The sequence below is a fragment of the Rhodopila sp. genome, from assembly GCF_035548235.1.
In the GTDB taxonomy this organism is placed as follows: Bacteria; Pseudomonadota; Alphaproteobacteria; order Acetobacterales; family Acetobacteraceae; genus Rhodopila.
This window is the reverse complement of the sequence record NZ_DASZTJ010000033.1, coordinates 1-26080: the sequence shown is the minus strand read 5'-3', so window position 1 is coordinate 26080 and position 26080 is coordinate 1. Positions and strand designations below refer to the sequence as shown.

The window sequence follows — 26080 nt, the reverse complement described above, 5'->3', positions numbered from 1 at the left end:
TAATCAGGCAGGCGGCCGCCAGCCGGTCAGTGTTTCGTGGTCGGGATGCTGGCGGCTGTCCAGCGCCGGATTGCTGGGCGGCACATCCGGGACCGCACCCGGCATCAGCCGGTCGATCCAAGGCAGCCGCGAGTCGGCACCGAAGTTGCGGATGATCGGCACCGTCTCCGGATGATCGAGACTGCCGGTCGTCACCTCGATGGCGTCGCCATGCAAGTAATGGAAGGTCAACGGCGTGCCGCAGTCGCGGCAGAAATGCCGCTCCGCCGCCGTGGAGCTGCGGAACGCGGCCGGCTGGCCACGCGTCCAGGCAAAGTGGTCGAGACGCACCTTGCAGAACGCGGCGAACGGTCCGCCGACGGCCTTTTGGCACATGCGGCAATGGCAAACGGTCGACTCCGGAGCTTCGGACAGGGCATAGCGGACAGCACCGCATTGGCATCCGCCGGTCAGGATGGTGTCTGGCATTGCGTGAATCCTCCGGGAGATTTCTTCCGTCAAGCCGGGCGACAGTTGAGCTGGGAAGTTTCTTCCCATATAGTCAAGTCATGGCGCACGCGATCGACTCTATCATAGACCGCCTCGGCGGTCCCGACTCAGCCGCTCGACTTACTGGCGTAGGCACCGAAGCGGTACGCAAATGGCGCCAGGCCGGCGCCATCCCGTCGCGGCACTGGCCCGCAGTGATCGCCGCCACGGGGCTGACAATGGCGGACCTGATGACGGGCGAAACCCCCGAGGCAGTGGACGGTGTGCCGGCTGGCGCCACCGCCGTGCTGGTACTGGCCGACGGGTCGGTGTTCTGGGGACGCGGGTTCGGGGTCCATACGGCGGGAACGGCCCCGGTTGGCGAAGTGTGCTTCTCTACCGGCATGACCGGATATCAGGAGACGCTGACCGATCCGTCCTTCGCCGGCCAGATCATCACGTTCACCTTCCCGCATATCGGCAACGTAGGCGCCAACGTCCAGGATATCGAGGCGACCAACATCGCTGCCCGCGGCCTGGTGGTGAAGCAGGACATCACCGAACCGTCATCCTGGCGGGCGATGCAGACGCTCGACGCCTGGGTCCGGTCACAAGGCATCACCGGCATCGCCGGGGTGGACACCCGCGCGCTGACCGTCCGCATCCGCGACGGTGGTGCCCCGACAGGCGTGTTGGCCTTCCCCGCCGACGGTCGCTTCGACCTCGATGCGCTGAAGGCGCAAGCCTCCGCCTGGCCGGGATTGGAGGGGATGGACCTGGCGAAGGAGGTTACCTGCCGCCAGACTTATGACTGGGACGAAACCACATGGGCCTGGCCCGAGGGCTTCGGCCGGCAGACGGAGCCTCGGTTCCATGTCGTGGCCGTGGATTACGGCGCCAAGCGCAACATCCTGCGCTGCCTGGCGACCGCCGGTTGCCGGGTCACCGTCGTCCCCGCCACCGCGACGGCCGATGACATCCTGCGTCACAAACCCGACGGCGTGTTCCTGTCGAACGGCCCCGGCGATCCGGCGGCTACCGGGGAGTATGCGGTTCCGACAATCCGCGGCGTACTGGAGACGGGGGTTCCGCTATTCGGCATCTGCCTTGGACACCAGTTGCTGGGCCTGGCGCTGGGGGCGAAGACCTACAAGCTGGACCGGGGCCATCGGGGCGCCAACCAGCCCGTGAAGGACCTGGAGACCGGAAAGGTCGAAATCACCAGCCAGAACCATGGCTTCGCGGTGGACGCGGATACGCTGCCGGCAGGGGCGAAGGTGACACATGTGTCGCTGTTCGACGGATCGAACGAGGGGATCGCGGTCATCGACCGGCCGGTGTTTTCGGTTCAGTACCACCCGGAGGCCAGTCCGGGACCGTCGGACAGCCACTATCTGTTCAAGCGGTTCGTGGGACTAATGGAGCAGCGGACATAATGGATGGCCACCGTGGCTATCCATCATGCCAGGAGACCGTCCGTGGTGCCGCAGTCGCCGGTTCGGTCCCTTTTCCGTCCAGCAGCGAGTTCGCACATGCCCAACGATGATGGGACGGCTCACACGAACCGTTTGGACGCCGCGCGTTCGGCGATCCTGGCCGTCGGCTTCCGTCACGGCATCACCGCCCCCAGCGTTGAAGCCGGTTATGAACGCTTTGCCGCCCTGACCGACACGCCGGTCGGCTATGATGCGTTCCGTGATGCCATCGACGCCTGCCTGCGCGACGGACTGATCCGCGAACCCATCCGCTTGCCGGAGGGCGCGCTGCAATGCCATTGGCACCTGGAACTCACCCCCCAGGGCGTGGCCGAAGCACGACGCCGCTAACCGCCCCACGCACCTGACCGCGCCAGCCGACCCAGAAGGCCCGCCCCATGCCCAAACGCACCGACCTCCACTCCATCCTGATCATCGGCGCCGGCCCGATCGTCATCGGCCAGGCCTGCGAGTTCGATTACTCCGGCGCGCAGGCCTGCAAGGCCCTGAAGGCCGAGGGCTATCGCGTCATCCTGGTCAACTCCAACCCGGCCACCATCATGACCGACCCGGGCCTGGCCGACGCAACATACATCGAGCCCATCACTCCCGAAGTGGTCGAGAAGATCATCGCCCGCGAGAAGCCCGATGCGATTCTGCCCACCATGGGCGGCCAGACGGCATTGAACACAGCGATGAAACTGGCGGCCTCCGGCGCATTGGAACGCCATGGGGTCGAACTGATCGGCGCCAAGGCCGACGTGATCGATCGCGCCGAGGACCGGCTGAAGTTCCGCGACGCGATGGAGAAGATCGGCATCGAATCCCCGCGCTCCGCCATCGCCCACACGATGGAGGAAGCCCGCGCCGCCCTCGCCCTGACCGGCCTGCCCGCCGTCATCCGCCCCAGCTTCACCCTGGGCGGCACCGGCGGCGGCATCGCCTACAACAAGGAAGAGTTCGAGCAGATCGTCGGCGGCGGCCTTGAAGCGTCCCCAACCACCGAGGTCCTGATCGAGGAATCCGTCCTCGGCTGGAAAGAGTACGAGATGGAAGTGGTGCGCGACCGCAACGACAACTGCATCATCATCTGCTCGATCGAGAACGTCGACCCGATGGGCATCCATACCGGCGACAGCGTCACGGTCGCCCCGGCGCTGACGTTGACCGACAAGGAATACCAGCGGATGCGCGACGCCTCGATCGCCTGCCTGCGCGCGATCGGCGTCGACACCGGGGGATCGAACGTGCAGTTCGGCATGAACCCCAAGGACGGACGGATGGTCATCATCGAGATGAACCCGCGCGTCTCCCGCTCTTCGGCCCTCGCGTCGAAAGCGACCGGCTTTCCGATCGCCAAGATCGCCGCCAAGCTCGCGGTCGGGTACACGCTGGACGAGCTGCAGAACGACATCACCCGGACCACGCCCGCCAGCTTCGAACCGACCATCGACTATGTGGTCGTGAAAATCCCCCGCTTCACCTTTGAGAAATTCCCCGGCACGCCGGCGTTGCTGACCACGTCCATGAAATCCGTAGGCGAGGCCATGGCCATCGGCCGCTCCTTCGCGGAGGCCCTGCAAAAGGGGTTGCGCAGCATGGAAACCGGCTTTTATGGCCTCGACGCGATCGAGGCCCCCGGCGACATCGACGCATTCCGAGCGGCACTGTCCCGCCCGGCGTCGGACCGCCTGGTGATGGCGGCGCAGGCTCTGCGAGAGGGCATGTCGGTGGAAGACATCCACGACGCCACCAAGTTCGACCCGTGGTTCCTGCGCGAGATGGAAAAGATCGTCATCGCCGAGCGCGACGTCGCCGCGCGAGGCCTGCCGCGCGAGGCCGGCGCGTTTCGCCGGTTGAAGGCGTTGGGGTTCTCCGACAGGCGCCTGGGTGAGCTCGCCGGCGTCCCGGCCGCCGACGTCACCAAGGCACGCACCGCACTGGGCGTCGTCCCGGTCTACAAGCGTATCGACACCTGCGCGGCCGAATTCGCCTCTGGCACGCCGTATATGTATTCGACATACGAGGGCGGCTATGGCACCCCGATCTGCGAGGCCGATCCGACCGGCCGCCAGAAGATCGTGATCCTGGGCGGCGGCCCGAACCGTATCGGCCAGGGCATCGAGTTCGATTATTGCTGCGTCCACGCCGCCTATGCGCTGAAGGACGCCGGGTTCGAGACCATCATGGTCAACTGCAACCCGGAAACGGTCTCGACCGACTACGACACCTCCGACCGCCTGTATTTCGAGCCGCTGACCGAGGAGGACGTGATCGGCCTGGTTCGCCGCGAACAGCAGAACGGTACCGTGCTGGGCTGCATCGTGCAGTATGGCGGTCAGACTCCCTTGAAACTATCCCAGGCCCTGTCGCGCGAGGGCATCCCGATCCTGGGCACCAGCGCCGATGCCATCGATCTGGCGGAGGACCGCGAACGGTTCCAGCAGCTTCTGCAACGCCTCGGCCTGCGCCAGCCCGACAACGGGACCGCCCGCAGTGCCGAGGAGGCCGACGAGATTGCCGAACGCATCGGCTATCCCGTCGTCATCCGCCCCAGCTACGTACTGGGTGGCCGCGCGATGGAGATCGTCTACGACCGCGCCGGCCTGCATCGCTACATGCGGGAAGCCGTCCGCGTCTCCGGCGACAATCCGGTGCTGATCGATCGTTACCTGAACGACGCGATCGAAGTCGACGTCGACTGCATCGCCGATGGCGAAAGCGTCTATGTTGCCGGGGTGATGGAGCATATCGAGGAGGCCGGCATCAATTCGGGCGATTCCGCCTGCTCGCTGCCACCCTATTCGCTGTCGCCGGCGATGGTGACCGAACTGAAGTCGGAAACCGAATCGATGGCCCGCGCCCTGGGCGTCGTCGGGCTGATGAACGTGCAGTACGCGATCAAGGACGATACGATCTATGTGCTGGAGGTGAACCCGCGCGCATCCCGCACCGTACCCTTCGTCGCGAAGGCCACCGGCGTCGCCGTCGCCAAGATCGGCGCCCGCGTCATGGCCGGTGCTCGGCTCGCGACCGATTTCAAGCTGGATGACGATTCGATTTCACCCCACGTCGCCGTGAAGGAAGCCGTGTTCCCGTTTGCTCGTTTCCCCAATGTCGACACCATCCTCGGTCCCGAAATGAGGTCGACCGGCGAGGTGATGGGTCTCGACTCCTCCTTCGAGCGCGCTTTCGCCAAGTCGCAGCTTGGCGCCGGTATCGTGCTGCCGGCGTCCGGCACGGTGTTCCTCTCGGTCAAGGACGCCGACAAGAAGGGCCTGCCCGTCCTGGCACGCCTGCTGAGCGAGATGGGTTTCTCCATCATGGCCACCAGGGGAACTGCCGCCCGGATCAAGGAGGCCGGGTTCCCGGTCGCAGTGGTCAACAAAGTGTTGGAAGGCCGGCCGCATTGCGTCGACGCGATCAAGTCCGGAGAGGTGCAACTGGTGATCAACACCGCCTCCACCCCGCAATCGGTGGCCGACAGTTTCGAGATCCGCCGGACCGCTCTCACGCATTTCGTGCCGCACTACACGACGCTCGCGGGCGCCCGAGCGGCGGTTCACGCAATTGCAGCATTGCGCGCCGGAACGCTTGAAGTTGCGCCTCTACAGTCCTACTTTCGCGGTTCGTTTTGACACCTGCGCCGCGGATGAGGTTGCCCTTCGGGTCGTCCTTGTCGCGGCGGAGCCATGTAGACCGCTAGGAAAACTGAGGATCGAAGGACCCTGACGTGCAGAAGTTTCCGATGACTGCCCCTGGGCTGCAACGGCTGGAAGAAGAGCTGCGCAACCTGAAAACGGTTGAACGCCAAGCCATCATCCGTGCCATCGCGGAAGCCCGATCACACGGCGATCTGTCGGAAAACGCCGAATATCACGCTGCGCGTGAGCGTCAATCCTTCATCGAAGGCCGCATCCAGGAGCTGGAAGAGATCGTCGCCGCCGCCGAGGTCATCGACCCCTCCACCCTGTCCGGCAGCCATGTCAAGTTCGGCGCCCACGTGAAGCTGGTGGACGAGGAAACCGAAAAGGAAGCCACCTACCAGATCGTCGGCGTGTATGAAGCCGATATCAAGATCGCCCGGCTGTCCATTTCCTCCCCGCTCGCCAAGGCGCTGATCGGGAAGAAGGTCGGTGAGACGGTGTCCGTGCCAGCCCCGGGCGGGGACCGGTCGTACGAGATCCTTGAAATCCGGTTCGGCTGAACCGAAAGCGATGGTTCATCCCTTGCGTGCGCGCCAGGCGACCGCGTGATCTCCCTGTCAGACATCGAACAGGCGGCGGAGCGTATCGCGGGCAAGGTGCAGCGCACGCCCATGCTGCTCTGCGAAGCCCTGTCCCGCCTGACCGGCGCCCAGGTTTGGCTGAAGCTCGACAATCTGCAAGCCACCGGCGCCTTCAAGGAACGAGGCGCGGCCAACCGGCTGGCCCTTTTGACCCCGGCCGAGCGGGAGCGCGGCGTCGTCGCCATGTCCGCCGGCAATCATGCCCAGGCGGTGGCCCGCCATGCCAGCCTGGCTGGCATCGCCGCGACCATCGTGATGCCGAAATTCACCCCGGCGACCAAGGTGACCCGCACCGCCGCCTGGGGCGCCAACGTCGTGCTGGAAGGCGAGTCCCTCGCCGAGGCCGCCGCCCATGCGCACAAGCTGTCCGAACGCGACCATCTGGTGTTCATCCATCCCTATGACGATCCCGGCATCATCGCCGGCCAAGGCACCTTGGCGCTGGAGATGCTGCGCGACGTGCCGGACCTGGATGCACTGATCATCCCCACCGGCGGCGGGGGCTTGCTGGCCGGCTGCCTGGTCGCTGCCACCGCGCTGCAGCCCGGCATCGCCGTCTACGGCGCCGAAGTCGAAACCTACGCCGCCATGGCCCAGCGCCTCGCCGGCCGAGCGGTGTCGGTCGGGGGCGCGACGGTGGCCGAAGGGATCGCCGTGCGCGACATCGGGGAAACCCCGTTCGAACTCGTCCGGCGCCGCGTCGCCGGTGTCCTGGTGATCCCCGAACGCGCCATCGAGGAAGCCATCGGCCTGCTGGTCGAAGCCGCCAAGACAGTCGCCGAGGGTGCGGGCGCCATCGGCCTCGCCGCCCTTTTGGCCTATCCGGAACGGTTCCGCGGCAAGAAAGTCGGCATCGCCATCACTGGCGGCAATATAGACGCGCGTATCCTTTCCAACGTTTTGTTACGCGACTTGTTGCGTGACGGACGCCTGTTGAAGCTGCATCTGCAAATTCCCGACCGGCCCGGCGTCCTGGCGGATATCGCAGGAACGATCGGCACCTCGGGCGGAAACATCATCGAAGTCTCCCACCAACGGCTTTTCGCTTCGGTTTCGGTTCAAGCGGCCGAGCTCGAAATAATGGTGGAAGCACGTGACCCAAAGCATGCTAATGACATCGTCCAGGCGCTGGAACGGACCTACATCGTCCGGCGCGTATAATTGACGAATCATAAGTTGGTCGCCCGGCCGCTCGGCAGCTGACCAAGGAGCTTTGCTTGTGGATCAAGCCCCTATGAATTCGCGCCCCGCTCATCTTGCGACATTGGAAGCCGAAAGCATCCAGATATTTAGAGAAGTCGCGGCGCAGGCCAGTCGGCCCGTCATGTTGTACTCGATCGGCAAGGATTCCTCGGTTCTCCTTCACCTCGCCCGCAAGGCCTTCTACCCCGCTCGGCCGCCCTTCCCGCTCGTACACATCAATACGACCTGGAAATTCAGAGCGATGATCGAATTCCGGGATGAGGTGGTCAGACGGTACGGATTGGAACTTCGGTCGCACACGAACCCGGAGGGGCTGCGGAACAACATCAATCCGTTCGACCATGGCGGCGCCTATACGCAGATCATGAAGACCGACGCGCTGAAGCAAGCCCTGACCGAAGGCAACTACGATTTCGCGATCGGCGGGGCCCGCCGTGATGAGGAACGGTCCCGCGCCAAGGAACGTATCTTCTCGGTGCGTGCGCCCGGCCATGCCTGGGATCCGAAGCGGCAACGGCCGGAACTCTGGCATCTCTATAACGGACAACTCGCACCAGGTGAAACCTTACGGGTGTTTCCGTTGTCTAACTGGACCGAGCTCGACGTGTGGACCTATATCGCCGCCGAGAAAATCGACGTTGTGCCGTTGTATTTCGCGGCGGTCCGCCCAACCGTGATTCGGAGCGGACAGATCATCGTCGTGGATGACGATCGTATGCGCCTTGAACCCGGCGAGCGGCCGAAGGACCGGATGGTGCGGTTCCGCTCCCTGGGCTGCTATCCCCTCTCCGCCGCGGTCGAGTCCGACGCCGCCGACATGGACGCGCTGCTGAAGGAAATGATGGAAACCCGCATGTCCGAACGTGCGGGCCGGCTGATCGACCAGGAACAGGACAGCTCGATGGAACGCAAGAAGCGGGAAGGATATTTCTGATGCCCGATTCCGTTCTGCGCGTCCTGACCTGCGGTAGTGTCGACGACGGCAAATCCACCCTGATCGGCCGCCTGCTGTTCGAATGCGGCTCCATCCCCGACGACGTCCTCGCGGTGCTGGAGCGTGACTCCCGCCGCTTCGGCACGGTCGAGGGCGGTGTCGACTATGCCCTGCTGGTCGATGGGCTGGAAGCCGAACGCGAACAGGGTGTCACCATCGACGTCGCGTATCGTTTTTTCGAAACGCCCTCTCGTCGTTTCATCCTGGCCGATACGCCCGGCCATCAGCAATACACACGTAATATGGTTACGGGCGCATCGACCGCGGACCTGGCGATCCTGCTGATCGACGCACGCAAGGGCATCCTGCCGCAGACGCGGCGTCACGCAGCCATCGCGTCACTGCTGGGCATCCGGCAGGTGGTGCTGGCGGTGAACAAGATGGATCTGGTCGGGTTCGATCAAGGGGTGTTCGCCCGGATCGAGCAGGACTTTCGCAACATCATGCCGAAGCTGCGCTTCAACCACGTCACCGCGATCCCGCTTTGCGCGCGCGATGGCGACAATGTCACCGGCCCCGGCGCGCGCATGTCCTGGTATCAGGGCGCGCCGCTGCTGCACGCGCTGGAAGCCGCCGAGACGGGCTTGGGCCAGACCCGCCCGTTCCGCATGCCGGTGCAATACGTCAGCCGTCCCGACCATACGTTCCGCGGCTATGCCGGAACGATCGCGGCCGGGCAGCTCCGACCCGGTGACGCCGTGGTGAATGCCGCCTCGGGCACCGAGGCCAAGATCGACCGCATCGTCACCATGGATGGCGACCTCGCCGAAGCGGGCCCGGGCGATCCGGTCACGATCGTGCTGGACCGCGAGATCGACGTTTCCCGCGGCGACGTGCTGGCCGTCGAACCTGCGCCGAAACCGGCGGATGGCCTGGAAGCCTGGGTCGTCTGGATGGACGAAACCCCGTTGTTCCGCGGCCGCGCCTATATGCTGATGCTGGGCACGCGCATGGCGGTGGCCACGGTCACCGAAATCACCACGCGCCTGGACATGGAGACGCTGGACGAAACCCCCGTCCGCGAACTCGCGCTGAACGAGATCGGCCGCGTGTCGATCTCCTTGACCCATCCCGTGGTCTGCGAACCCTATGAGGTCAATCGCGACCTCGGCGGCTTCATCCTGATCGACCGGCTGACGCGCGGGACCGTCGGCGCCGGCATGGTCACCGGCAGCAAGACCCGCAACGCCGACATCGTCTGGCATCGTCTCGACGTGGACAAGGCCGCCCGATCGGCCATGAAGCACCAGAAACCGGCGGTGCTGTGGTTCACCGGCCTGTCCGGCGCAGGCAAGTCGACGATCGCCAACCAGGTGGAAAAGCGCCTGCATACGCTGGGCCACCACACGATGATCCTGGACGGCGACAACGTCCGGCACGGCCTGAACCGCGACCTGGGCTTCTCGGAAGCCGACCGCGTGGAGAATATCCGCCGTATCGCCGAGGTCTCCCGCCTGTTCGTCGAAGCCGGGCTGATCGTCATCGTGTCCTTCATCTCCCCTTACCGTGCCGAACGCATGCTGGCGCGAGACCGGGTCGCCGAAGGCGAGTTCCTGGAGATCTTCGTCGATACCCCGATCGAGGAATGCCGGCGTCGTGACCCCAAGGGCCTGTACGTGAAGGCCGATTCCGGTCAGATCCGCAACTTCACCGGCGTCGATGCGCCGTACGAGGAGCCGCTGGACCCGGAAATGCGGCTGCGCACGATGGAGGGTTCGCCGGACGACCTGGCCGAGGTCGTCGTGACCAACCTGCGTGCGCGCGGGATCATCACCTGACGGATACGCTCGAGTCCGTTTCAGCCGAGGCACTGGCCTGCCGCATCTGCGCTGACCTGCCCCTCGGGCCTCGGCCCGTCTTCCGTGTGTCCGTCACCGCGCGGTTACTGATCATCGGGCAGGCACCGGGGACGAAGGTGCATGAGACCGGGATTCCATGGAACGACCCGTCTGGCGACCGGCTGCGCGGATGGCTGGCGATGGATCGGGATACGTTCTACGACGCGTCGCAGATTGCAATCGTGCCGATGGGGCTGTGCTATCCGGGACGATTACCCAATGGCGGCGACAGGCCGCCACGGCCGGAATGCGCGCCACTATGGATGGACCGGTTCCTGCGGCTGATGCCGGAGATCCGGTTGACGCTGCTGGTTGGAACCTATGCGCAGGAGCGGCGGCTGGGCAAAGGCGCGATGACCGAACGGGTGCGGCGATTCCAGGAGTTCGGACCGACGGTGATGCCACTGCCGCACCCGTCCTGGCGGACGACGGGGTGGGAACGGCGGAACCCATGGTTCACGGAGGAACTGCTGCCGGTACTGCGGACGGCGGTGGCGGCAGCCCTGGAACCGTAGCGCAAAAGAAAAGGCCGGCCGGGTCTTCACCCGCCGGCCTTCCCTGACGCAACAGCCGCTTATTCGGCGGCGGTATCGGTGATCTGTGGCGTCTCGTTGAACAACGCCCGGCCTTCCCGGCCCGCGGCGACGGCACGCAGGCGGTTCATCACCGCACCTGTGCCGGCCGGGATCAGACGGCCGACGATCACGTTCTCCTTCAAGCCCATCAGGCTGTCAGTCTTGCCAGCCGTCGCCGCCTCGGTCAGCACCCGGGTCGTTTCCTGGAACGACGCGGCGCTGATGAAGCTGGTGGTCTGCAGCGAGGCCTTGGTAATGCCCTGCAGCACCGGCATGCCGACTGCCGGACGTTCGTCCTTCACCAGCTTGGCGTTCAGTTGCTCGAACTCGCTGCGGTCGACCTGCTCGCCGATCAGGAAGGTCGTGTCACCGGGGTCGGTGATTTCCACCTTCTGCAGCATCTGCCGAACGATGACCTCGATGTGCTTGTCGTTGATCTTCACGCCTTGCAGGCGGTACACATCCTGGATCTCGTTCACCAGATAGTCCGACAGCGCCTCGACGCCCAGCACCTTCAGGATGTCGTGCGGCACGCGCGGACCGTCGACCAGCGGGTCGCCGCGACGCACGAAGTCGCCTTCCTGCACCGAGACGTGCTTGCCCTTCGGGATCAGGTACTCGGTTTCCTCGCCGGTCTCATCGTTCTTCACGATGATGCGGCGCTTGGCCTTGTAGTCCTTGCCGAATTCGACACGCCCGTCGCACTCGGCGATGACCGCGTGATCCTTGGGACGCCGCGCCTCGAACAGCTCTGCCACACGCGGCAGACCGCCGGTGATGTCGCGGGTCTTGGAGCCTTCACGCGGGATGCGCGCCAGCACATCGCCGGCCTGCACCACGGCGCCGTTGTCGACAGACAGGATGGAGTCGGGCGCCAGGAAGTAACGCGCGTCACCACCGTTCGCCAACCGCAGCACCTCGCCGTTCTCGTCCTTCAACTGCAGGCGTGGACGCAAATCCACGCCCTTCGCGCCGGACTTGTAGTCGACGACGACCTTGGAGGTCAGGCCGGTGACTTCATCCATCCGCTCCACCAGGGTGATGCTGTCGATCAGGTCGATATATTCGACCTTACCGGCACGCTCCGTGATGATGGGCAGGGTGAACGGATCCCATTCCGCCAGCTTCTGGCCGCGAGTGACCTGCTGGTTCTCCTCGGCCAGCAGACGCGCGCCATAGGGGACGCGGAAGCGGGCACGCTCACGCTGCTTGTCGTCGCTCAGGACGATTTCGCAGTTGCGCGACATGACCACCATCGCGCCGGCGCTGTTGGCGATGACGTTGCGGTTCTTGATCGAAACGATACCGTCATGGCTCGCTTCGACGCTGGACTGCTCCGCACCGCGCTGCGCCGCACCGCCGATGTGGAACGTGCGCATCGTCAACTGGGTGCCAGGCTCGCCGATCGACTGAGCGGCGATGACGCCAACGGCCTCGCCGATATTCACCGGCGTGCCGCGCGCCAGGTCACGGCCATAGCAGTGACCGCAGACGCCGACCGGCGCCTCGCAGGTCAGCACCGAGCGGATTTTCACCGCTTCGACGCCAGCCTTTTCGATGGCTTCGGCTTCCGGTTCCTCGATCAACTGGTTGCGACCCAGGATGACCTTGTTCGTCGTCGGATCGACCACGTCCTCGGCCGTGGTGCGGCCGAGAATTCGTTCCGATAGAGACGAAACCACTTCGCCGCCATCCATGACCGCGCGAACGGTCAGGCCACGTTCGGTGCCGCAGTCTTCCTCGACGATGATGCAGTCCTGCGCCACGTCGACCAGGCGGCGGGTCAGGTAGCCCGAGTTCGCGGTCTTCAGCGCCGTGTCCGCCAGGCCCTTGCGGGCGCCGTGGGTGGAGTTGAAGTACTCCAGGACCGACAGGCCTTCCTTGAAGTTGGCGATGATCGGCTGCTCGATGATCTCACCCGACGGCTTCGCCATCAAGCCGCGCATGCCGGCCAACTGGCGCATCTGCGCCGGCGACCCACGCGCACCGGAATGCGACATCATCCAGACCGAGTTGGTCGGCTTGCCGGATTCCTGCTTGCTGATCTCCTTCATCATCGCCTTGGCGACTTCGTCCGTGCAACGCGACCAGGCGTCGACCACCTTGTTGTAGCGTTCGCCGGCCGTGATCAGACCGTCCTGGTACTGCTGCTCGAAATCCTTCACCTCGGTCTGGGTGTCGGCGATCAGCTTCTTCTTCTCGGCCGGAATGACCATGTCGTCCTTGCCGAAGGAGATGCCCGCCTTCGCCGCCTGGGCGAAGCCGAGACCCATCAGCCGGTCGGCGAAGATCACGCATTCCTTCTGGCCGCAGTGGCGATAGACCATGTCGATCACGTCCGACACGTTCTTCTTCGTCAACTGGCGGTTGATCAGGCTGAACGGCACATCCGGATGCTTCGGCAGGATCTGTGCGATCAGCATGCGACCTGGGGTCGTAACAACCTGCAGGCGCACATTGTTGCCGCCGTGATCGACGGTTTCAAACCGCGCACGGATCTTGCTGTGCAGTGTGACGGCTTTGGCGAACAGGGCGTGCTCGATCTCTCCGATCGTTCCGAACACAGGCGCCTTGTCGTCAGGCACGTCTCTGAATTCAGCCGTTTCCAGCGACAGGTAATAGATGCCCAGAACGATGTCCTGCGACGGCACGATGATCGGCTTGCCGTTGGCGGGGCTGAGGATGTTGTTGGTCGACATCATCAGCACGCGGCCTTCGAGCTGCGCTTCCAGCGACAGCGGTACGTGCACCGCCATCTGATCGCCGTCGAAGTCCGCATTGAACGCCGTACACACCAGCGGGTGGAGCTGGATCGCCTTGCCTTCGATCAGCACCGGCTCGAACGCCTGGATACCCAGCCGGTGCAGCGTCGGCGCCCGGTTCAGCATCACCGGGTGCTCGCGGATCACCTCTTCCAGAATGTCCCAGACCTCGGGCCGTTCCTTCTCGACCATCCGCTTGGCAGCCTTGATGGTCGTGGCGTGGCCGTATTTCTCCAGCTTGGAATAGATGAACGGCTTGAAGAGCTCCAGCGCCATCTTCTTCGGCAGCCCGCACTGGTGCAGCTTCAGTTCCGGCCCGACCACGATGACCGAACGGCCCGAATAGTCGACGCGCTTGCCCAGAAGGTTCTGCCGGAAACGACCCTGCTTGCCCTTCAGCATATCCGACAGCGACTTCAACGGCCGCTTGTTCGCGCCCGTGATCGCTCGACCACGGCGGCCGTTGTCGAACAGCGCATCGACGGATTCCTGCAGCATGCGCTTTTCGTTGCGGACGATAATATCCGGCGCACGCAGCTCGATCAGCCGCTTCAGGCGGTTGTTGCGGTTGATGACGCGGCGATACAGGTCGTTCAGGTCGGACGTCGCGAAGCGGCCGCCGTCCAGCGGCACCAGCGGCCGCAGCTCCGGCGGGATCACCGGCACCACGTCCATGATCATCCAATCGGGGCGGCAGCCGGATTCACCGAACGCCTCGATCAACTTCAGGCGCTTGACCAGCTTCTTGCGCTTGGCTTCCGAAGACGTCTCCTTCAGTTCGCCACGCAGCTTCACCTTCTCGGCGTCCAGGTCGATGCGGTTCAGCACCTTCTTGATCGCCTCGGCGCCGATGCCGACCTCGAACTGGTCCTCACCGAACTCGTCCTGCTTGGCCATCAACTGCTCTTCGGTCAGCAACTGCAGCAGCTTCAGGTCGGTCGTGCCGGGTTCGAGAACGACGTAGCTCTCGAAATACAGGATCTTCTCAAGTTCTTTCAGCGTCAGGTCGACCATCAGGCCGATGCGCGAGGGCAGGGACTTGAGGAACCAGATATGCGCAACCGGGGACGCCAGCTCGATATGGCCCATCCGCTCGCGGCGGACCTTCGCCAGGGTGACCTCGACGCCGCATTTCTCGCAGATAATGCCGCGGAACTTCATCCGCTTGTACTTGCCGCACAGGCACTCATAGTCCTTGATCGGACCGAAGATGCGGGCGCAGAACAGACCGTCCCGCTCCGGCTTGAAGGTGCGGTAGTTGATCGTCTCGGGCTTCTTGATCTCGCCATAGGACCAGGAGCGGATCTGCTCCGGAGAGGCGATCTGGATCTTGATCTGGTCGAAAGTCAGAGACTGGCCGGTCTGGCCGAGGATCTTCATCAGTTCGTTCATACGCTCGATACCCCTTGATGTGGGTTCATCGTCATATCAATCGTCATGACCGGGCTGGTCCCGGTCGCCCTCCCACGGAGGGGTGCAAACAAGCGACCTTCGCCGCGCTGAACCATCCCGGAGCGGGTGGCCGGGACAAGCCCGGCCATGACGGTTCGCCTTGCCGCGAGAGGAATCACGCCGCCCGATTGTCCAGGTCCACGTTCAGACCCAGACTCTTCAGTTCCTTCACCAGCACGTTGAAGCTCTCCGGAATGCCGGCCTCGAACGTGTCCTGCTCGCGCACGATCGCTTCGTAGACCTTGGTGCGGCCCGACACGTCGTCGGACTTCACCGTCAGCATCTCCTGCAAGGTGTAGGCCGCGCCGTAGGCTTCCAGGGCCCAGACCTCCATCTCGCCGAAGCGCTGGCCGCCGAACTGCGCCTTGCCGCCCAGCGGCTGCTGGGTGACCAGAGAGTAAGGCCCGATCGAGCGCGCGTGGATCTTGTCGTCGACCAGGTGGTGCAGCTTCAGCATGTAGATATAGCCGACGGTCACCTTCCGCTCGAACGTCTCGCCCGTGCGGCCGTCGGTCAGCGACACCTGGCCGGACGTATCCAGCCCGGCCCGCTTCAGCATGCCTTCGATGTCCGTCTGGCGCGCGCCGTCGAACACCGGGGTCGCGATCGGGATGCCCTTGCGCAGGTTCTCGCACAGCTCGATCAGCTGTTCGGTTTCCAGGTTGGCGATCTGCAGGCGATAGACCTCGTCGCCATAAACGTCCTTCAACCGTGTCAGCAGGTCGTCGCGGCGAGCGCCGGTCCGGCGGTACTCCTCGACGAGTTCACCGACCTGTTTGCCCAGGTTCGCGCAGGCCCATCCCAGATGGGTCTCCAGGATCTGGCCCACGTTCATGCGCGACGGCACGCCCAGCGGGTTCAGCACGAGGTCGACCGACGTGCCGTCGTCCAGGAACGGCATGTCCTCGACGGGCACGACGCGGGAGACGACACCCTTGTTGCCGTGGCGGCCGGCCATCTTGTCGCCAGGCTGCAGCTTGCGCTTCACCGCGATGAAGACCTTGACCATCTTCATCACGCCAGGCGGCAGCTCGTCGCCGCGCTGCAGTTTCTCCACCTTGCTGTCGAACCGGGCCTGCAGGCGGCCGACAGCGGCGTCGAACTCACGCCGCAGGGTCTCGATGTCCTGCATCACGGCGTCGTCCTGCACGCCGATATGGCGCCAGGCGCCACGCGGGTGTTCGGCCAGTACCTCTTCGGTGATGTCCGTCCCGGCCTTGATGCCCTTGAACCCGCCGGACGCCTTGCGGCCCAGCAGCTTCTCCCGCAGGCGGTTCAGGAACGAGCGTTCCTGGATCGCCTTCTCGTCATCGCGGTCCTTGGCGAGGCGTTCGATCTCGGCGCGTTCGATCGCCATCGCACGCTCGTCCTTGTCGACGCCGCGGCGGCTGAACACGCGGACATCCACCACTGTCCCGGTCACGCCGGGCGGCAGTTTCAGGGACGTGTCGCGCACGTCGGACGCCTTCTCGCCGAAGATCGCGCGCAGCAGCTTCTCTTCCGGCGTCATCGGGCTTTCGCCCTTCGGCGTCACCTTGCCCACCAGGATGTCGCCCGGGTTCACTTCCGCGCCGATATAGACGATACCGGCCTCATCGAGGTTCTTCAGCGCCTCTTCACCCACGTTCGGGATGTCGCGGGTGATTTCCTCCTGGCCCAGCTTCGTGTCACGCGCCATCACCTCGAATTCCTCGATGTGGATGGATGTGAACACGTCGTCGCGGGCGATCCGCTCGCTGATCAGGATCGAGTCCTCGAAGTTGTAGCCGTTCCAGGGCATGAACGCGACGAGCACGTTCCGGCCCAGCGCCAGCTCACCCAGCTCCGTCGACGGACCATCGGCGATGATATCGCCCTCCGTCACCCGGTCGCCGACCTTCACCAGCGGGCGCTGGTTGATGCAGGTGGACTGGTTCGACCGCATGAACTTCCTCAAGCGGTAGATGTCGACACCCTTCGTGGTGCCGTCGTCGTTGGTCGCGCGGACGACGATGCGCGCACCATCGATCTGATCCACCACACCCGGCCGGCGGGCCACGATGGTCGCTCCGGAGTCCCGAGCGACCGCGGCCTCCATGCCCGTGCCCACCAGCGGCGCGTCCGCTCGGATCAGCGGCACCGCCTGGCGCTGCATGTTGGAGCCCATCAGCGCGCGGTTGGCGTCGTCGTTCTCCAGGAACGGGATCAGCGCCGCGGCCACGGACACCAACTGCTTCGGCGACACGTCAATCGCGGTCACGTCTTCCGGTTTCACCAGGCGGAAGTCGCCCTGCTTGCGCACCGACACCAGATCCTGCGTAAACTTGCCGCCGCCATCCATCGGGGCGTCGGCCTGCGCCACGACCAGACGCTCCTCCTCCATGGCGGAGAGGTAGCGCGGCTCCTTCTGCACCACGCCGTCCTTGACCAGCATGTACGGCGTTTCGATAAAGCCGTACTTGTTGACCTTGGCGTAGGTCGCCAACGAGTTGATCAGGCCGATATTCGGGCCTTCCGGCGTCTCGATCGGGCAGATGCGGCCATAATGCGTCGGATGCACGTCGCGCACCTCGAAGCCCGCGCGCTCCCGCGTCAGGCCGCCCGGACCCAGGGCCGAGAGGCGGCGCTTGTGCGTCACTTCCGACAGCGGGTTGGTCTGGTCCATGAACTGCGAGAGCTGAGACGATCCGAAGAACTCCCGCACCGCGGCGGCGGCCGGCTTCGCGTTGATCAGGTCGTGCGGCATGACCGTATCGATATCGACGCTGCCCATGCGCTCGCGGATGGCCCGCTCCATGCGCAGCAGGCCGACGCGGTACTGGTTCTCCATCAGTTCGCCGACCGAGCGGACACGGCGGTTGCCGAGATTGTCGATGTCGTCGATCTGGCCGCGGCCGTCCTTCAGGTCGGTCAGGGTCTTGACCGTCTTGATCAGGTCTTCCTTGCGCAGCACCCGCATCGTGTCGAGGACGTCGGTGATGCCCAGGCGCATGTTCATCTTCACCCGGCCCACCGCCGACAGGTCATAGCGGTCCGGATCGAAGAACAGGCCACGGAACAGCGCTTCGGCCGTGTCCGGCGTCGGCGGCTCGCCGGGACGCATGACGCGGTAGATGTCGATCAGCGCTTCATCCCGGTTGGTGTTCTTGTCGATCGCCAGGGTGTTGCGGATCCACGGGCCGTTCTGCTGGTCGATCGCCAGGGTCGGCAGGGTGGTGATTCCGGCTTCCTCCAGTGCGGTCAGCCTGGCTTCGGCGAGTTCCTCCCCTGCTTCGGCATAGATCTCACCGGTATCGACGTTCACGAGATCCTCGGCCATGAACCGGCCCAGCAAGTCGGCGCGGCCGACCAACACCTCCTTGGTCTTCTCGGCGATGCGGCGGACCTGGCGCGCGGTCAGCTTGGCGTCGGCCTCGGCGACGACCTCGCCGGTCGCGGCGTCAATCAGCGGCTCCAGCAGCTTCTGGCCGCGGAAAGCCTCGGGATCGAAGGGACGCGCCCAGCCTTTCGGGGTCTTCTCGAAGACGACCTTGCCGTAGAAGTGGCCCAGGATCTCTTCCTGGTCCATGCCCCGGACCTCGGTGACGTCCAACTGCTCCCCCTGCGCTTCCCGGGCCGCGCGCAGGGCCTCGGTCGCGGCGCTTTCCAGCGCGTAGAGCAGCGTGGTGACCGGCAGCTTCCGCTTGCGGTCGATGCGGACATAGACCAAATCCTTCGAGTCAAACTCGAAGTCCAGCCAGGAGCCGCGATAAGGGATCACGCGCGCGGCGAACAGGTATTTGCCGGACGAGTGGGTCTTACCCTTGTCATGGTCGAAGAACACGCCCGGGGAGCGGTGCATCTGGCTGACGATGACGCGTTCGGTCCCGTTGATGATGAACGTGCCGTTGTCGGTCATCAGCGGCATGTCGCCCATGTAGACGGGCTGTTCCTTGATGTCGCGGATCGAGCGGGCGCCGGTGTCCTCATCCACGTCCCAGACGATCAGGCGCAGGACGACCTTCAGCGGGGCAGCAAAGGTCAGGCCGCGCTGGATGCACTCCTCGACGTCGTATTTCGGCTCTTCCAGCTCATAGTTGACGAATTCCAGCCGGCCGCGGCCGGCGAAGTCGTCGATCGGGAACACAGATTTGAACACCTCCTGCAGACCCGTGTGCGTCCGGTTGTCCGGCAGCACGTTCATCTGCAGGAACCCTTCGTAACTGGCGCGCTGCACGTCGATCAGGTTCGGCATCGGCGCCACTTCCGGAATCCGGCCAAAGCTCTTGCGGATGCGCTTGCGCCCCGTAAAGGATCGTGTGATCGCGTTCATCGAAGACCCACCTTGCCATTAATCCGACCATCCGCGGCCCCGGCGCGAATGGTACCCACTCCAAGGAGTGGGACGAAACCCTTCACCGAAAAAGGGATTCGGGCGGAAATCGGCCGATTTCCACCCGTCCCAGACCCGAAGGCCAGACCGTCTCGGTGAGGGACGGCCGGCCTGTGTATCCTGCCAGCGGAGAGCGTTACTTCACCTCCACCTTCGCGCCGGCGTCTTCGAGCATCTTCTTGATCTTCGCCACCTCGTCCTTGCCAACGCCTTCCTTCAGCGGCTTCGGCGCGGCTTCCACCAGGTCCTTGGCTTCCTTCAGGCCCAGGCCCGTGATGGTGCGGACTTCCTTGATGACGTTGATCTTCTTATCGCCGGCGTCCGCCAGGATGATGGTGAACTCGGTCTGCTCCTCGGCGGGAGCAGCGGCGGCAGCCCCACCGCCAGCGGCGGCCGGAGCAGCGGCGACGGCAACCGGCGCAGCAGCCGAGACGCCCCATTTCTCCTCAAGGAGTTTGGACAGCTCGGCCGCTTCAAGAACGGTCAGGGCCGACAGCTCGTCGACCAGCTTTTGTAGATCAGCCATGTGTGCGGTTCCTTTAACTTAGACTTTGGTGTGTTCCATGCAAGCCCCCGATCAACCCGGGGCCGTGCCCCATTCCGATCCGGGGCAAACTCAGGCAGCTTCGGCTGAAGCCTCGTCCTTCTTGGCATAGGCCCCGAAGACCCTTGCGAGCTGTCCGGCCGGCGCCTGCAGAACGCCTGCGACCTTCGTCGCCGGGCTGACGATCAGCCCCAGCAACTGCGCCCGCAGCGTTTCCAGGCTCGGCATCTCCGACAGCGCCTTGAGCCCATCCGCATTCAGCGTCTGGGAGCCAAGCGCACCGCCGACGAGCACGAACTTCTCGTTGGTCTTGGCGAACTCGACGGCCGCCTTCGCCACTGCCACCGGGTCCTTCGACCACGCGAGCGCGATCGGACCCTTCAGCATCGGCTTGATGCCGTCGAACGGGGTACCTTCAAGAGCGAGGTTGGTCAGCCGGTTCTTCGCGACCCTGTACGTCGAACCCGAGGCCCGCATCTTGCGCCGCAGATCCGTCACTTCGGCGACCGTCAGACCCGTATTGCGGGCCACGACGACCATCGATGTGGCGACCAGCGCCTGATTGAGCTCGGTGACGAATTCGCGCTTCTCCGTACGATCCACGTTTCGTCTCCGTTCGGCCCGCGGCCCTTTCGGGCGACGGGCCAGGTTGCCCTATGAAGCGGACCCTCGCGGGTCCGCTCCGGTTCGCCTGTCCTGGAACAACCAAAGACCCGCCGGGAAAACCCGGAGAATATCTGGCACCCCATCTACCGCGCGCGGACCTTGGTCCATTATTCCCGGGTGGGACGAACGGTCTCGGACAGGTCGGGGCAGCGTCTTCCACGAAGCCGCGCCCCTGCCCGCGGCCCTTTTCCAAGGGCCGCGTATCTCGATCAAGCGGTCAGTGAGCTGATATCGACCTTCACGCCCGGCCCCATGGTGGAGCTCACGGAGACCCTCTGCACATAGGTACCCTTCGCCCCTGTCGGTTTGGCGCGGATCACCGCGTCGGCCAGGGCCTGGGCATTCTCCAGCAGCTTATCCTCGTCGAAGGAGACCTTGCCGATGCCGGCATGGATGATCCCGGCCTTTTCGGCCCGGAACTCCACCTGACCGCCCTTGGCCGCCTGCACCGCGCCCTTGACGTCCATCGTCACGGTGCCCAGCCGAGGGTTCGGCATCAGGCCGCGCGGACCCAGGATCTTACCCAGCCGGCCGACGATGCCCATCATGTCCGGCGTCGCAATGCAGCGGTCGAAATTGATCTCGCCGGCCTGGACCTTTTCCATCAGGTCCTCGGCCCCCACGACATCGGCACCGGCCGCGGTCGCCTCATCCGCCTTCGCGCCACGGGCGAACACGCCGACGCGCACCGTCTTGCCCGTGCCGTTCGGCAGGTTGGTCAGACCGCGTACCATCTGGTCGGCGTGGCGGGGATCGATGCCCAGGTTCATCGACATCTCAACCGTCTCGTCGAACTTCGCCTTGGAGATCGACTTGATCAGCTTGATCGCCTCGGCCAGCGAATAGGCCTTGGACTTGTCGACGGCCTTGCGGGCGGTTTCCAGGCGCTTGTTCTTTGCCATCGGATCAGCCCTCCACCACCGTCAGGCCCATCGAACGGGCGGAACCAGCCAGCATGCGGACCGCACCATCGACGTCGTTGGCGTTCATGTCCTTCATCTTGATCTCGGCGATCTCGCGGAGCTGCGCCATGGTGACGCGTCCCACCGCGGCGCCCTTGCCGACATTGGTGCTGCCCTTGGTGATGCCCGCTGCCTTCTTCAGGAAATACGTGTTCGGCGGCGTCTTCATCACAAAGGAGAAGCTGCGGTCCGCGAACGCGGTGATCACCACCGGGATCGGCATTCCCGGCTCCATGCTCTGCGTCGCCGCGTTGAATTCCTTGACGAACTGCATGATGTTCAAGCCACGCTGACCCAGCGCCGGACCCACCGGCGGGGACGGATTGGCCTTGCCGGCCGGAATCTGCAGCTTGATGTAGCCGACGATCTTCTTCGCCATGTCATCCCTCTGTCGAAGGGACCGTGGTGCAAGCGACCGCGACCGCAACCGAACGGCCCCAATCTCCCACGTTCCAAAGAGGGGGGCCTATAGTCGTGCCCGCGGCGAGAGTCTAGCGCAAACTTCCGCGCATTGGGGAAACGGAGCCCAACCACACATCCGGATCAAGCAAAGCGGAGCAACCTGGAGGATATGCTTGACGTTACGATTGCAAGCATTTGGCTGTCGACAGCCGCGTAACCCGTGGGCGAGCGATAAATTGCTACTTGCCATTTCTGAATTATGCGAGTTGTGCAGTGCAGGATTGACTTTCTCTTGTGGCAAGTGATTTTCTATCGCCATTCGATCAAGCTACGCGCACATGATACCATCGTCTGCCAACGCACGCTCCACCCGTCTATTCCTCGGCTTCGTGGCCGGCGCGTTGGCAATGTTGCTGTTTCATCAGACGACATTGCAGCTTCTCTATTGGATGGGCCTCGCCATGAACCCGGCGTTCCGGCTCTCGGTTGTGCCGCCCTTCAATGTCCCGATGGTCGCCAGCGTCACATTCTGGGGCGCCATCTTTGGCTGCATCGTCAGCATCCTGCCCAAGCCGCCGGGCGGAGCAGCCGTTCGAGCCCTTATCGCCGGTCTCTTTGCCTTGCTGATGACGTGGTTTGTCGTGCGGCCGATCGCCGGGCACCCCGTCGCCTTCGCTTGGCACCCGCGGCCGATGGCCTTGTCCGCCCTTGCCAGCCTGGCGTGGGGAATTGGCCTGGCGTTGATCCAACCGATCCTTTCCCCTCGGTGCCTGCTGCAGCGCAGCCGCGCCTGGGCGCGACACCATCTTGCGACCTGACGGCCAATCGGAGAGTGTCCGCCCGCGATAAACGGGTGACCCTCATGTTTGCTCCGACGTTCCGCCGTTCCCTGCTGCTGGCTGCCATGGCCCTGTGCTTGCCGCTGGCCGCGCCGCCGGCGCCCGCCCGCACGATCCTCGCGGCCGTCCCGATCTCCCGCATGGACCTACCCTGGTGGCGGGCGCGACATGATGAGAAGCTGAGGGAAATCGCCGAGAAGAAGCCCAACTTGATCTTCCTTGGAGACTCCATCACCCAGGACTGGGAATACAAAGGCCCCCCGGCCTGGATGGATTTCGCCCCGATCTGGAAGCATTTCTACGGCGACCGCAACGCGGTGAACCTTGGCTTCAAGGGTGACACCACGGCCAGCCTGATCTGGCGCATCCGCAATGGCGAGGTCTCCGGCATCAACCCAAAAGCTGCGGTGATCATGATTGGCGCCAACAACATGGGTCGTCCGCATTGGTCGGCGGAGGATACCGTCGCCGGGATCGACACCATCATTGCTGACCTGCGCCAGCGCCTGCCTCACACCCGCATCCTGCTCCTCGGTGTCCTGCCGTCTGACCGTTCGGCCTGGATCACCGAGACCACCAAGCAGATCAATGCGATGCTGGCGAAGCAGTACAAGGGATCCGGGGATGTGACCTATATGGATGTCTCTGCCCTGTTCATGCGCGGCGATACCCTGGACAAGGGGCTGTTCCTGGACCCGAAGCTGACCCCGCCCGAACCGCCGCTGCATCCGACACCCCAAGGGCAGGAACTGATCGCCCGCGCGATCGAACCGGTGCTGTCCCAGATGCTGGGCGATCGGCCGCACACCTGACAGGGGGCTTCGCTCTCGGGGCCTGGCGTAACGGCTCCGGCGACTGGCCGAAGCTGCAGTGAGGCCCCGGCACCGAACCCGTCACGACGGGCATGGCGCACCATCCATGCCTTTCCCTCGACCAGCGCCGCAAGCCGCGGACGGTCGGGCTTGGCCCGACCACGCGCGCGGAAAGCACCTCCATCCTATTTCGTCGTATAGCCGCCGTTGATCAGGATGGTCTGGCCCGTAATCCACCAGCCATCGGACACAACGTGGCGCACGAACGGGACGATATCCGCTATATCGGTCAGGCCGGTTTTGGTGAAAGCGGACAATGCCGCAGCGCTTTCGTGATAGCGCTGCGCATCCTGGCTTTCCGCGGGATAGAAAAAGGGTGTGTCCATCGGGCCTGGTCCGATCGCATTCACCGAGATTCCCCGCGCGCCGAACTCCTTCGCCGCCGCCCGCGTGAAGTGCTCCACCGGCGCCTTGCTCCCTGCATACGTAGAATAGAACGGCGTGAAGGCCCCGAGCAGAGAGGTTACAATAGTGACTAGTTTTCCATTGTCGCTGAGGTTCCGCCCTGCTTCCTTGATGAAGAAATACGCCGCCTTCGCGTTCACCGCGGCCATGCTGTCATAGTCTTCTTCGGTCGTGTCGATGATCGGCTTCTTCAGGACCTTGCCGACCGTATTGATCGCGATGTCGATGGAGCCCATGGCCGTCTTCGCTTCCGCGAACAGTGCCTCGTTCGCCGCCGCGCTGGTCAGGTCGCCCTGGAAGGCGTGGGCTTGCGCGCCGAATGATTTCACGGCGGAGACGGTCTCCTCCGCCGCTGCCTTCGTTCCTGGGCTGTTATAATGGATCGCGACCGCTTTCGCACCGTGCGAGGCGAGATCCCGGGCGATGAGACCACCGAGGTTCTTGGCGCCGCCGCCGATGAGCACCGTTTTGCCTTGTATGGAATGGTCAACCATGGGTCTCTCCATGAATACCGCGGCATCATAGGCAGCGCCGGGGCCGTCCGCGATCCGCTTCTCCAAACTTTGACGGAACGATGACGGGGCTTGATGGCCCAGATTTGGCCTGACGCCCGGCGTGTTCCGCCCGCTGGTCTAGCTGTCACGGTAGTCAAGGCTTACGCTCACCGCCAGCCAACGGGAGGAGCCAATGCCCAAAGCCTACTGGATCGCCCATGTCGACGTTACCAACCCTGACAATTACCAGAAATACGTCGCCGCCAACGCCGCTGCGTTCAGCAAATACGGTGCCCGCTTCCTGGTCCGAGGTGGCCGGTTCGAAGCGCCGGAAGGCAAATCGCGGTCCCGCAACGTGGTGTTGGAATTCGCCGATTACGACACTGCCGTCGCCTGCTACCACTCGCCGGAATACACCGCGGCGAAGGCCTTGCGGGAGGCCCATTCCGAAGCCGACCTGATCATCATCGAAGGTTATGACGGCCCTCAACCCGGCTGAACCCGCCAGGCGATCCTCTAGACTAACCGGTTAGCCCATGATCTATCTGCGGCTAACCCGGAAGGGAGGGCGCAGGAGGGACGGCCATGGCTCGGACAGCAGACAGTGGCCGCAAGCCGGATGCGGTGCGGACCCGCCAGGACATCCTCACCGTTGCCCGAGCGGAATTCAACCAGCATGGACTCTCGGGCGCGCGCGTGGATGCGATCGCGGAAAAGACCCGGACCACCAAGCGGATGATCTACTACTATTTCGGCAGCAAGGAGGGTCTGTATTCCGCCGTCCTGGAACAGGCCTACGCCGGCATCCGCGCCGCCGAGGCGACGCTCAGCCTGGATACGCTTGGCCCCGAAGCGGCCCTGCGCCGGATGATCGAGTTCACCTTCGATTACCACGAGGACAACGCCGATTTCGTCCGTCTGGTGGCGGTGGAGAACATCCATCAGGGTCAATATATGGCGCGTATGGAGAACATCCGCGCCGTCAATGCGGATGTCCTGAAAACCTTGGGTGAGATTCTAGAGCGGGGCCATGCGCTGGGGATATTTCGCCGCCGGGCTGAAGCCCTCGACATCCATCTGATGATCAGTGGTTTGTGTTTTCACAGAGTCTCGAACCGCTACACGTTTGGGACGGCCTTCAACGTCGACCTGTCGGCTGCGGATAACCGGGCGCGTCATCGGGCGATGGTGGTGGATGCAGTGGTAGGTTATCTGCGGCACCCCGCATGATATCCCCATGATTCGCGCAATCTCCGTTATACCGACGGCCTGGGATATCGGTCCGTTTTCGTCATGGCGGACGGAGAGCCAGCGACGCCGAACCTGGCATCACGCCGGAGTAGCCGCGTTTCGCGTCAGTTCGGCGAAATGCGCCAGCATCCGATCAGCCGAAGGCGTCCGGCCGGTGAACAGGCGGAACGCCTCCACTGCTTGGAACACCGCCATGCCGCCGCCACCCAGCACCCGGCAGCCTTTTGCCCTGGCGCTGG

The 26080-nt window shown here is 64.3% G+C and carries 21 protein-coding genes; 12 read left to right on the top strand and 9 right to left on the bottom strand.

Annotated elements, in window-relative coordinates; translation table 11 throughout:
* Positions 1-3 precede the first annotated feature (3 nt).
* Positions 4-468 carry a GFA family protein gene (locus tag VHB27_RS01910; RefSeq protein WP_325597155.1) on the bottom strand — a complete coding sequence of 155 codons (465 nt, stop codon included), beginning with the start codon at positions 466-468 and terminating at the stop codon, positions 4-6.
* 80 nt (positions 469-548) lie between these two features.
* Between VHB27_RS01910 and carA the strand changes: the two genes are divergently transcribed.
* The 8 genes from carA to VHB27_RS01870 all read left to right on the top strand — a co-directional run bounded on the left by carA (position 549) and on the right by VHB27_RS01870 (position 10781).
* Entirely contained in the window at positions 549-1904 is a 1356-nt protein-coding gene (gene carA, locus VHB27_RS01905; RefSeq protein ID WP_325597153.1) for a glutamine-hydrolyzing carbamoyl-phosphate synthase small subunit, read from the top strand.
* Between the two features lie 42 nt (positions 1905-1946).
* A complete protein-coding gene (locus VHB27_RS01900) occupies positions 1947-2294 on the top strand; it encodes a hypothetical protein (RefSeq protein ID WP_325597151.1) in 348 nt (115 codons plus the stop codon).
* Positions 2295-2341: 47 nt separating this feature from the next.
* On the top strand, positions 2342-5581 hold the full coding sequence (gene carB / locus VHB27_RS01895) for a carbamoyl-phosphate synthase large subunit (protein ID WP_325597149.1): 3240 nt from the start codon (positions 2342-2344) through the stop codon (positions 5579-5581).
* A 95-nt stretch (positions 5582-5676) separates the two neighbouring features.
* The gene (gene greA, locus VHB27_RS01890; protein WP_325597147.1) at positions 5677-6150 is read left to right on the top strand and encodes a transcription elongation factor GreA; all 474 of its coding nucleotides are present in this window, start codon (positions 5677-5679) and stop codon (positions 6148-6150) included.
* A 45-nt stretch (positions 6151-6195) separates the two neighbouring features.
* Entirely contained in the window at positions 6196-7392 is a 1197-nt protein-coding gene (locus tag VHB27_RS01885) for a threonine ammonia-lyase (protein WP_325597145.1), read from the top strand.
* Positions 7393-7465: 73 nt separating this feature from the next.
* The gene (gene cysD / locus VHB27_RS01880) at positions 7466-8368 is read left to right on the top strand and encodes a sulfate adenylyltransferase subunit CysD (protein WP_325597143.1); all 903 of its coding nucleotides are present in this window, start codon (positions 7466-7468) and stop codon (positions 8366-8368) included.
* The gene (cysC, locus tag VHB27_RS01875; RefSeq protein WP_325597141.1) at positions 8368-10206 is read left to right on the top strand and encodes an adenylyl-sulfate kinase; all 1839 of its coding nucleotides are present in this window, start codon (positions 8368-8370) and stop codon (positions 10204-10206) included. Before cysD ends, cysC begins: the two co-directional genes overlap by 1 nt.
* A complete protein-coding gene (locus VHB27_RS01870) occupies positions 10203-10781 on the top strand; it encodes a uracil-DNA glycosylase family protein (protein WP_325597302.1) in 579 nt (192 codons plus the stop codon). The genes cysC and VHB27_RS01870 overlap by 4 nt, the downstream gene beginning before the upstream one ends.
* A gap of 59 nt (positions 10782-10840) precedes the next feature.
* On the opposite strand, the gene rpoC is transcribed toward VHB27_RS01870, so the two are convergent.
* From rpoC to rplK, 6 genes are all read right to left on the bottom strand, one after another.
* Entirely contained in the window at positions 10841-14995 is a 4155-nt protein-coding gene (gene rpoC, locus VHB27_RS01865) for a DNA-directed RNA polymerase subunit beta' (RefSeq protein WP_325597139.1), read from the bottom strand.
* A 175-nt stretch (positions 14996-15170) separates the two neighbouring features.
* The gene (gene rpoB, locus VHB27_RS01860; protein WP_325597137.1) at positions 15171-19346 is read right to left on the bottom strand and encodes a DNA-directed RNA polymerase subunit beta; all 4176 of its coding nucleotides are present in this window, start codon (positions 19344-19346) and stop codon (positions 15171-15173) included.
* A gap of 196 nt (positions 19347-19542) precedes the next feature.
* The gene (gene rplL / locus VHB27_RS01855) at positions 19543-19932 is read right to left on the bottom strand and encodes a 50S ribosomal protein L7/L12 (protein ID WP_325597135.1); all 390 of its coding nucleotides are present in this window, start codon (positions 19930-19932) and stop codon (positions 19543-19545) included.
* Between the two features lie 90 nt (positions 19933-20022).
* Positions 20023-20553, bottom strand: a complete 531-nt coding sequence (gene rplJ / locus VHB27_RS01850; RefSeq protein ID WP_325597133.1) for a 50S ribosomal protein L10 — start codon at positions 20551-20553, stop codon at positions 20023-20025.
* A gap of 272 nt (positions 20554-20825) precedes the next feature.
* On the bottom strand, positions 20826-21518 hold the full coding sequence (gene rplA / locus VHB27_RS01845) for a 50S ribosomal protein L1 (RefSeq protein ID WP_325597131.1): 693 nt from the start codon (positions 21516-21518) through the stop codon (positions 20826-20828).
* A 4-nt stretch (positions 21519-21522) separates the two neighbouring features.
* Entirely contained in the window at positions 21523-21957 is a 435-nt protein-coding gene (rplK, locus tag VHB27_RS01840; protein WP_325597129.1) for a 50S ribosomal protein L11, read from the bottom strand.
* Positions 21958-22441: 484 nt separating this feature from the next.
* Between rplK and VHB27_RS01835 the strand changes: the two genes are divergently transcribed.
* Both VHB27_RS01835 and VHB27_RS01830 read left to right on the top strand, forming a co-directional pair.
* Positions 22442-22798 (top strand): hypothetical protein, encoded by a 357-nt coding sequence (locus VHB27_RS01835; RefSeq protein ID WP_325597127.1) that lies wholly within the window; start codon positions 22442-22444, stop codon positions 22796-22798.
* A 44-nt stretch (positions 22799-22842) separates the two neighbouring features.
* Entirely contained in the window at positions 22843-23631 is a 789-nt protein-coding gene (locus tag VHB27_RS01830) for a GDSL-type esterase/lipase family protein (protein ID WP_325597125.1), read from the top strand.
* A gap of 185 nt (positions 23632-23816) precedes the next feature.
* Here the strand turns inward: VHB27_RS01830 and VHB27_RS01825 are convergent, their stop codons facing one another.
* A complete protein-coding gene (locus VHB27_RS01825; RefSeq protein ID WP_325597123.1) occupies positions 23817-24590 on the bottom strand; it encodes an SDR family oxidoreductase in 774 nt (257 codons plus the stop codon).
* A 193-nt stretch (positions 24591-24783) separates the two neighbouring features.
* Here VHB27_RS01825 and VHB27_RS01820 point away from each other — a divergent pair, with 193 nt between their 5' ends.
* Positions 24784-25089: a DUF1330 domain-containing protein gene (locus tag VHB27_RS01820; RefSeq protein WP_325597121.1), complete on the top strand. Its 306-nt coding sequence runs from the start codon at positions 24784-24786 to the stop codon at positions 25087-25089.
* A gap of 125 nt (positions 25090-25214) precedes the next feature.
* Entirely contained in the window at positions 25215-25820 is a 606-nt protein-coding gene (locus tag VHB27_RS01815; RefSeq protein ID WP_325597119.1) for a TetR family transcriptional regulator, read from the top strand.
* 99 nt (positions 25821-25919) lie between these two features.
* Here VHB27_RS01815 and VHB27_RS01810 read toward each other — a convergent pair whose 3' ends face one another.
* On the bottom strand, positions 25920-26036 hold the full coding sequence (locus tag VHB27_RS01810; protein ID WP_325597301.1) for a hypothetical protein: 117 nt from the start codon (positions 26034-26036) through the stop codon (positions 25920-25922).
* Between the last annotated feature and the right edge of the window lie 44 nt (positions 26037-26080).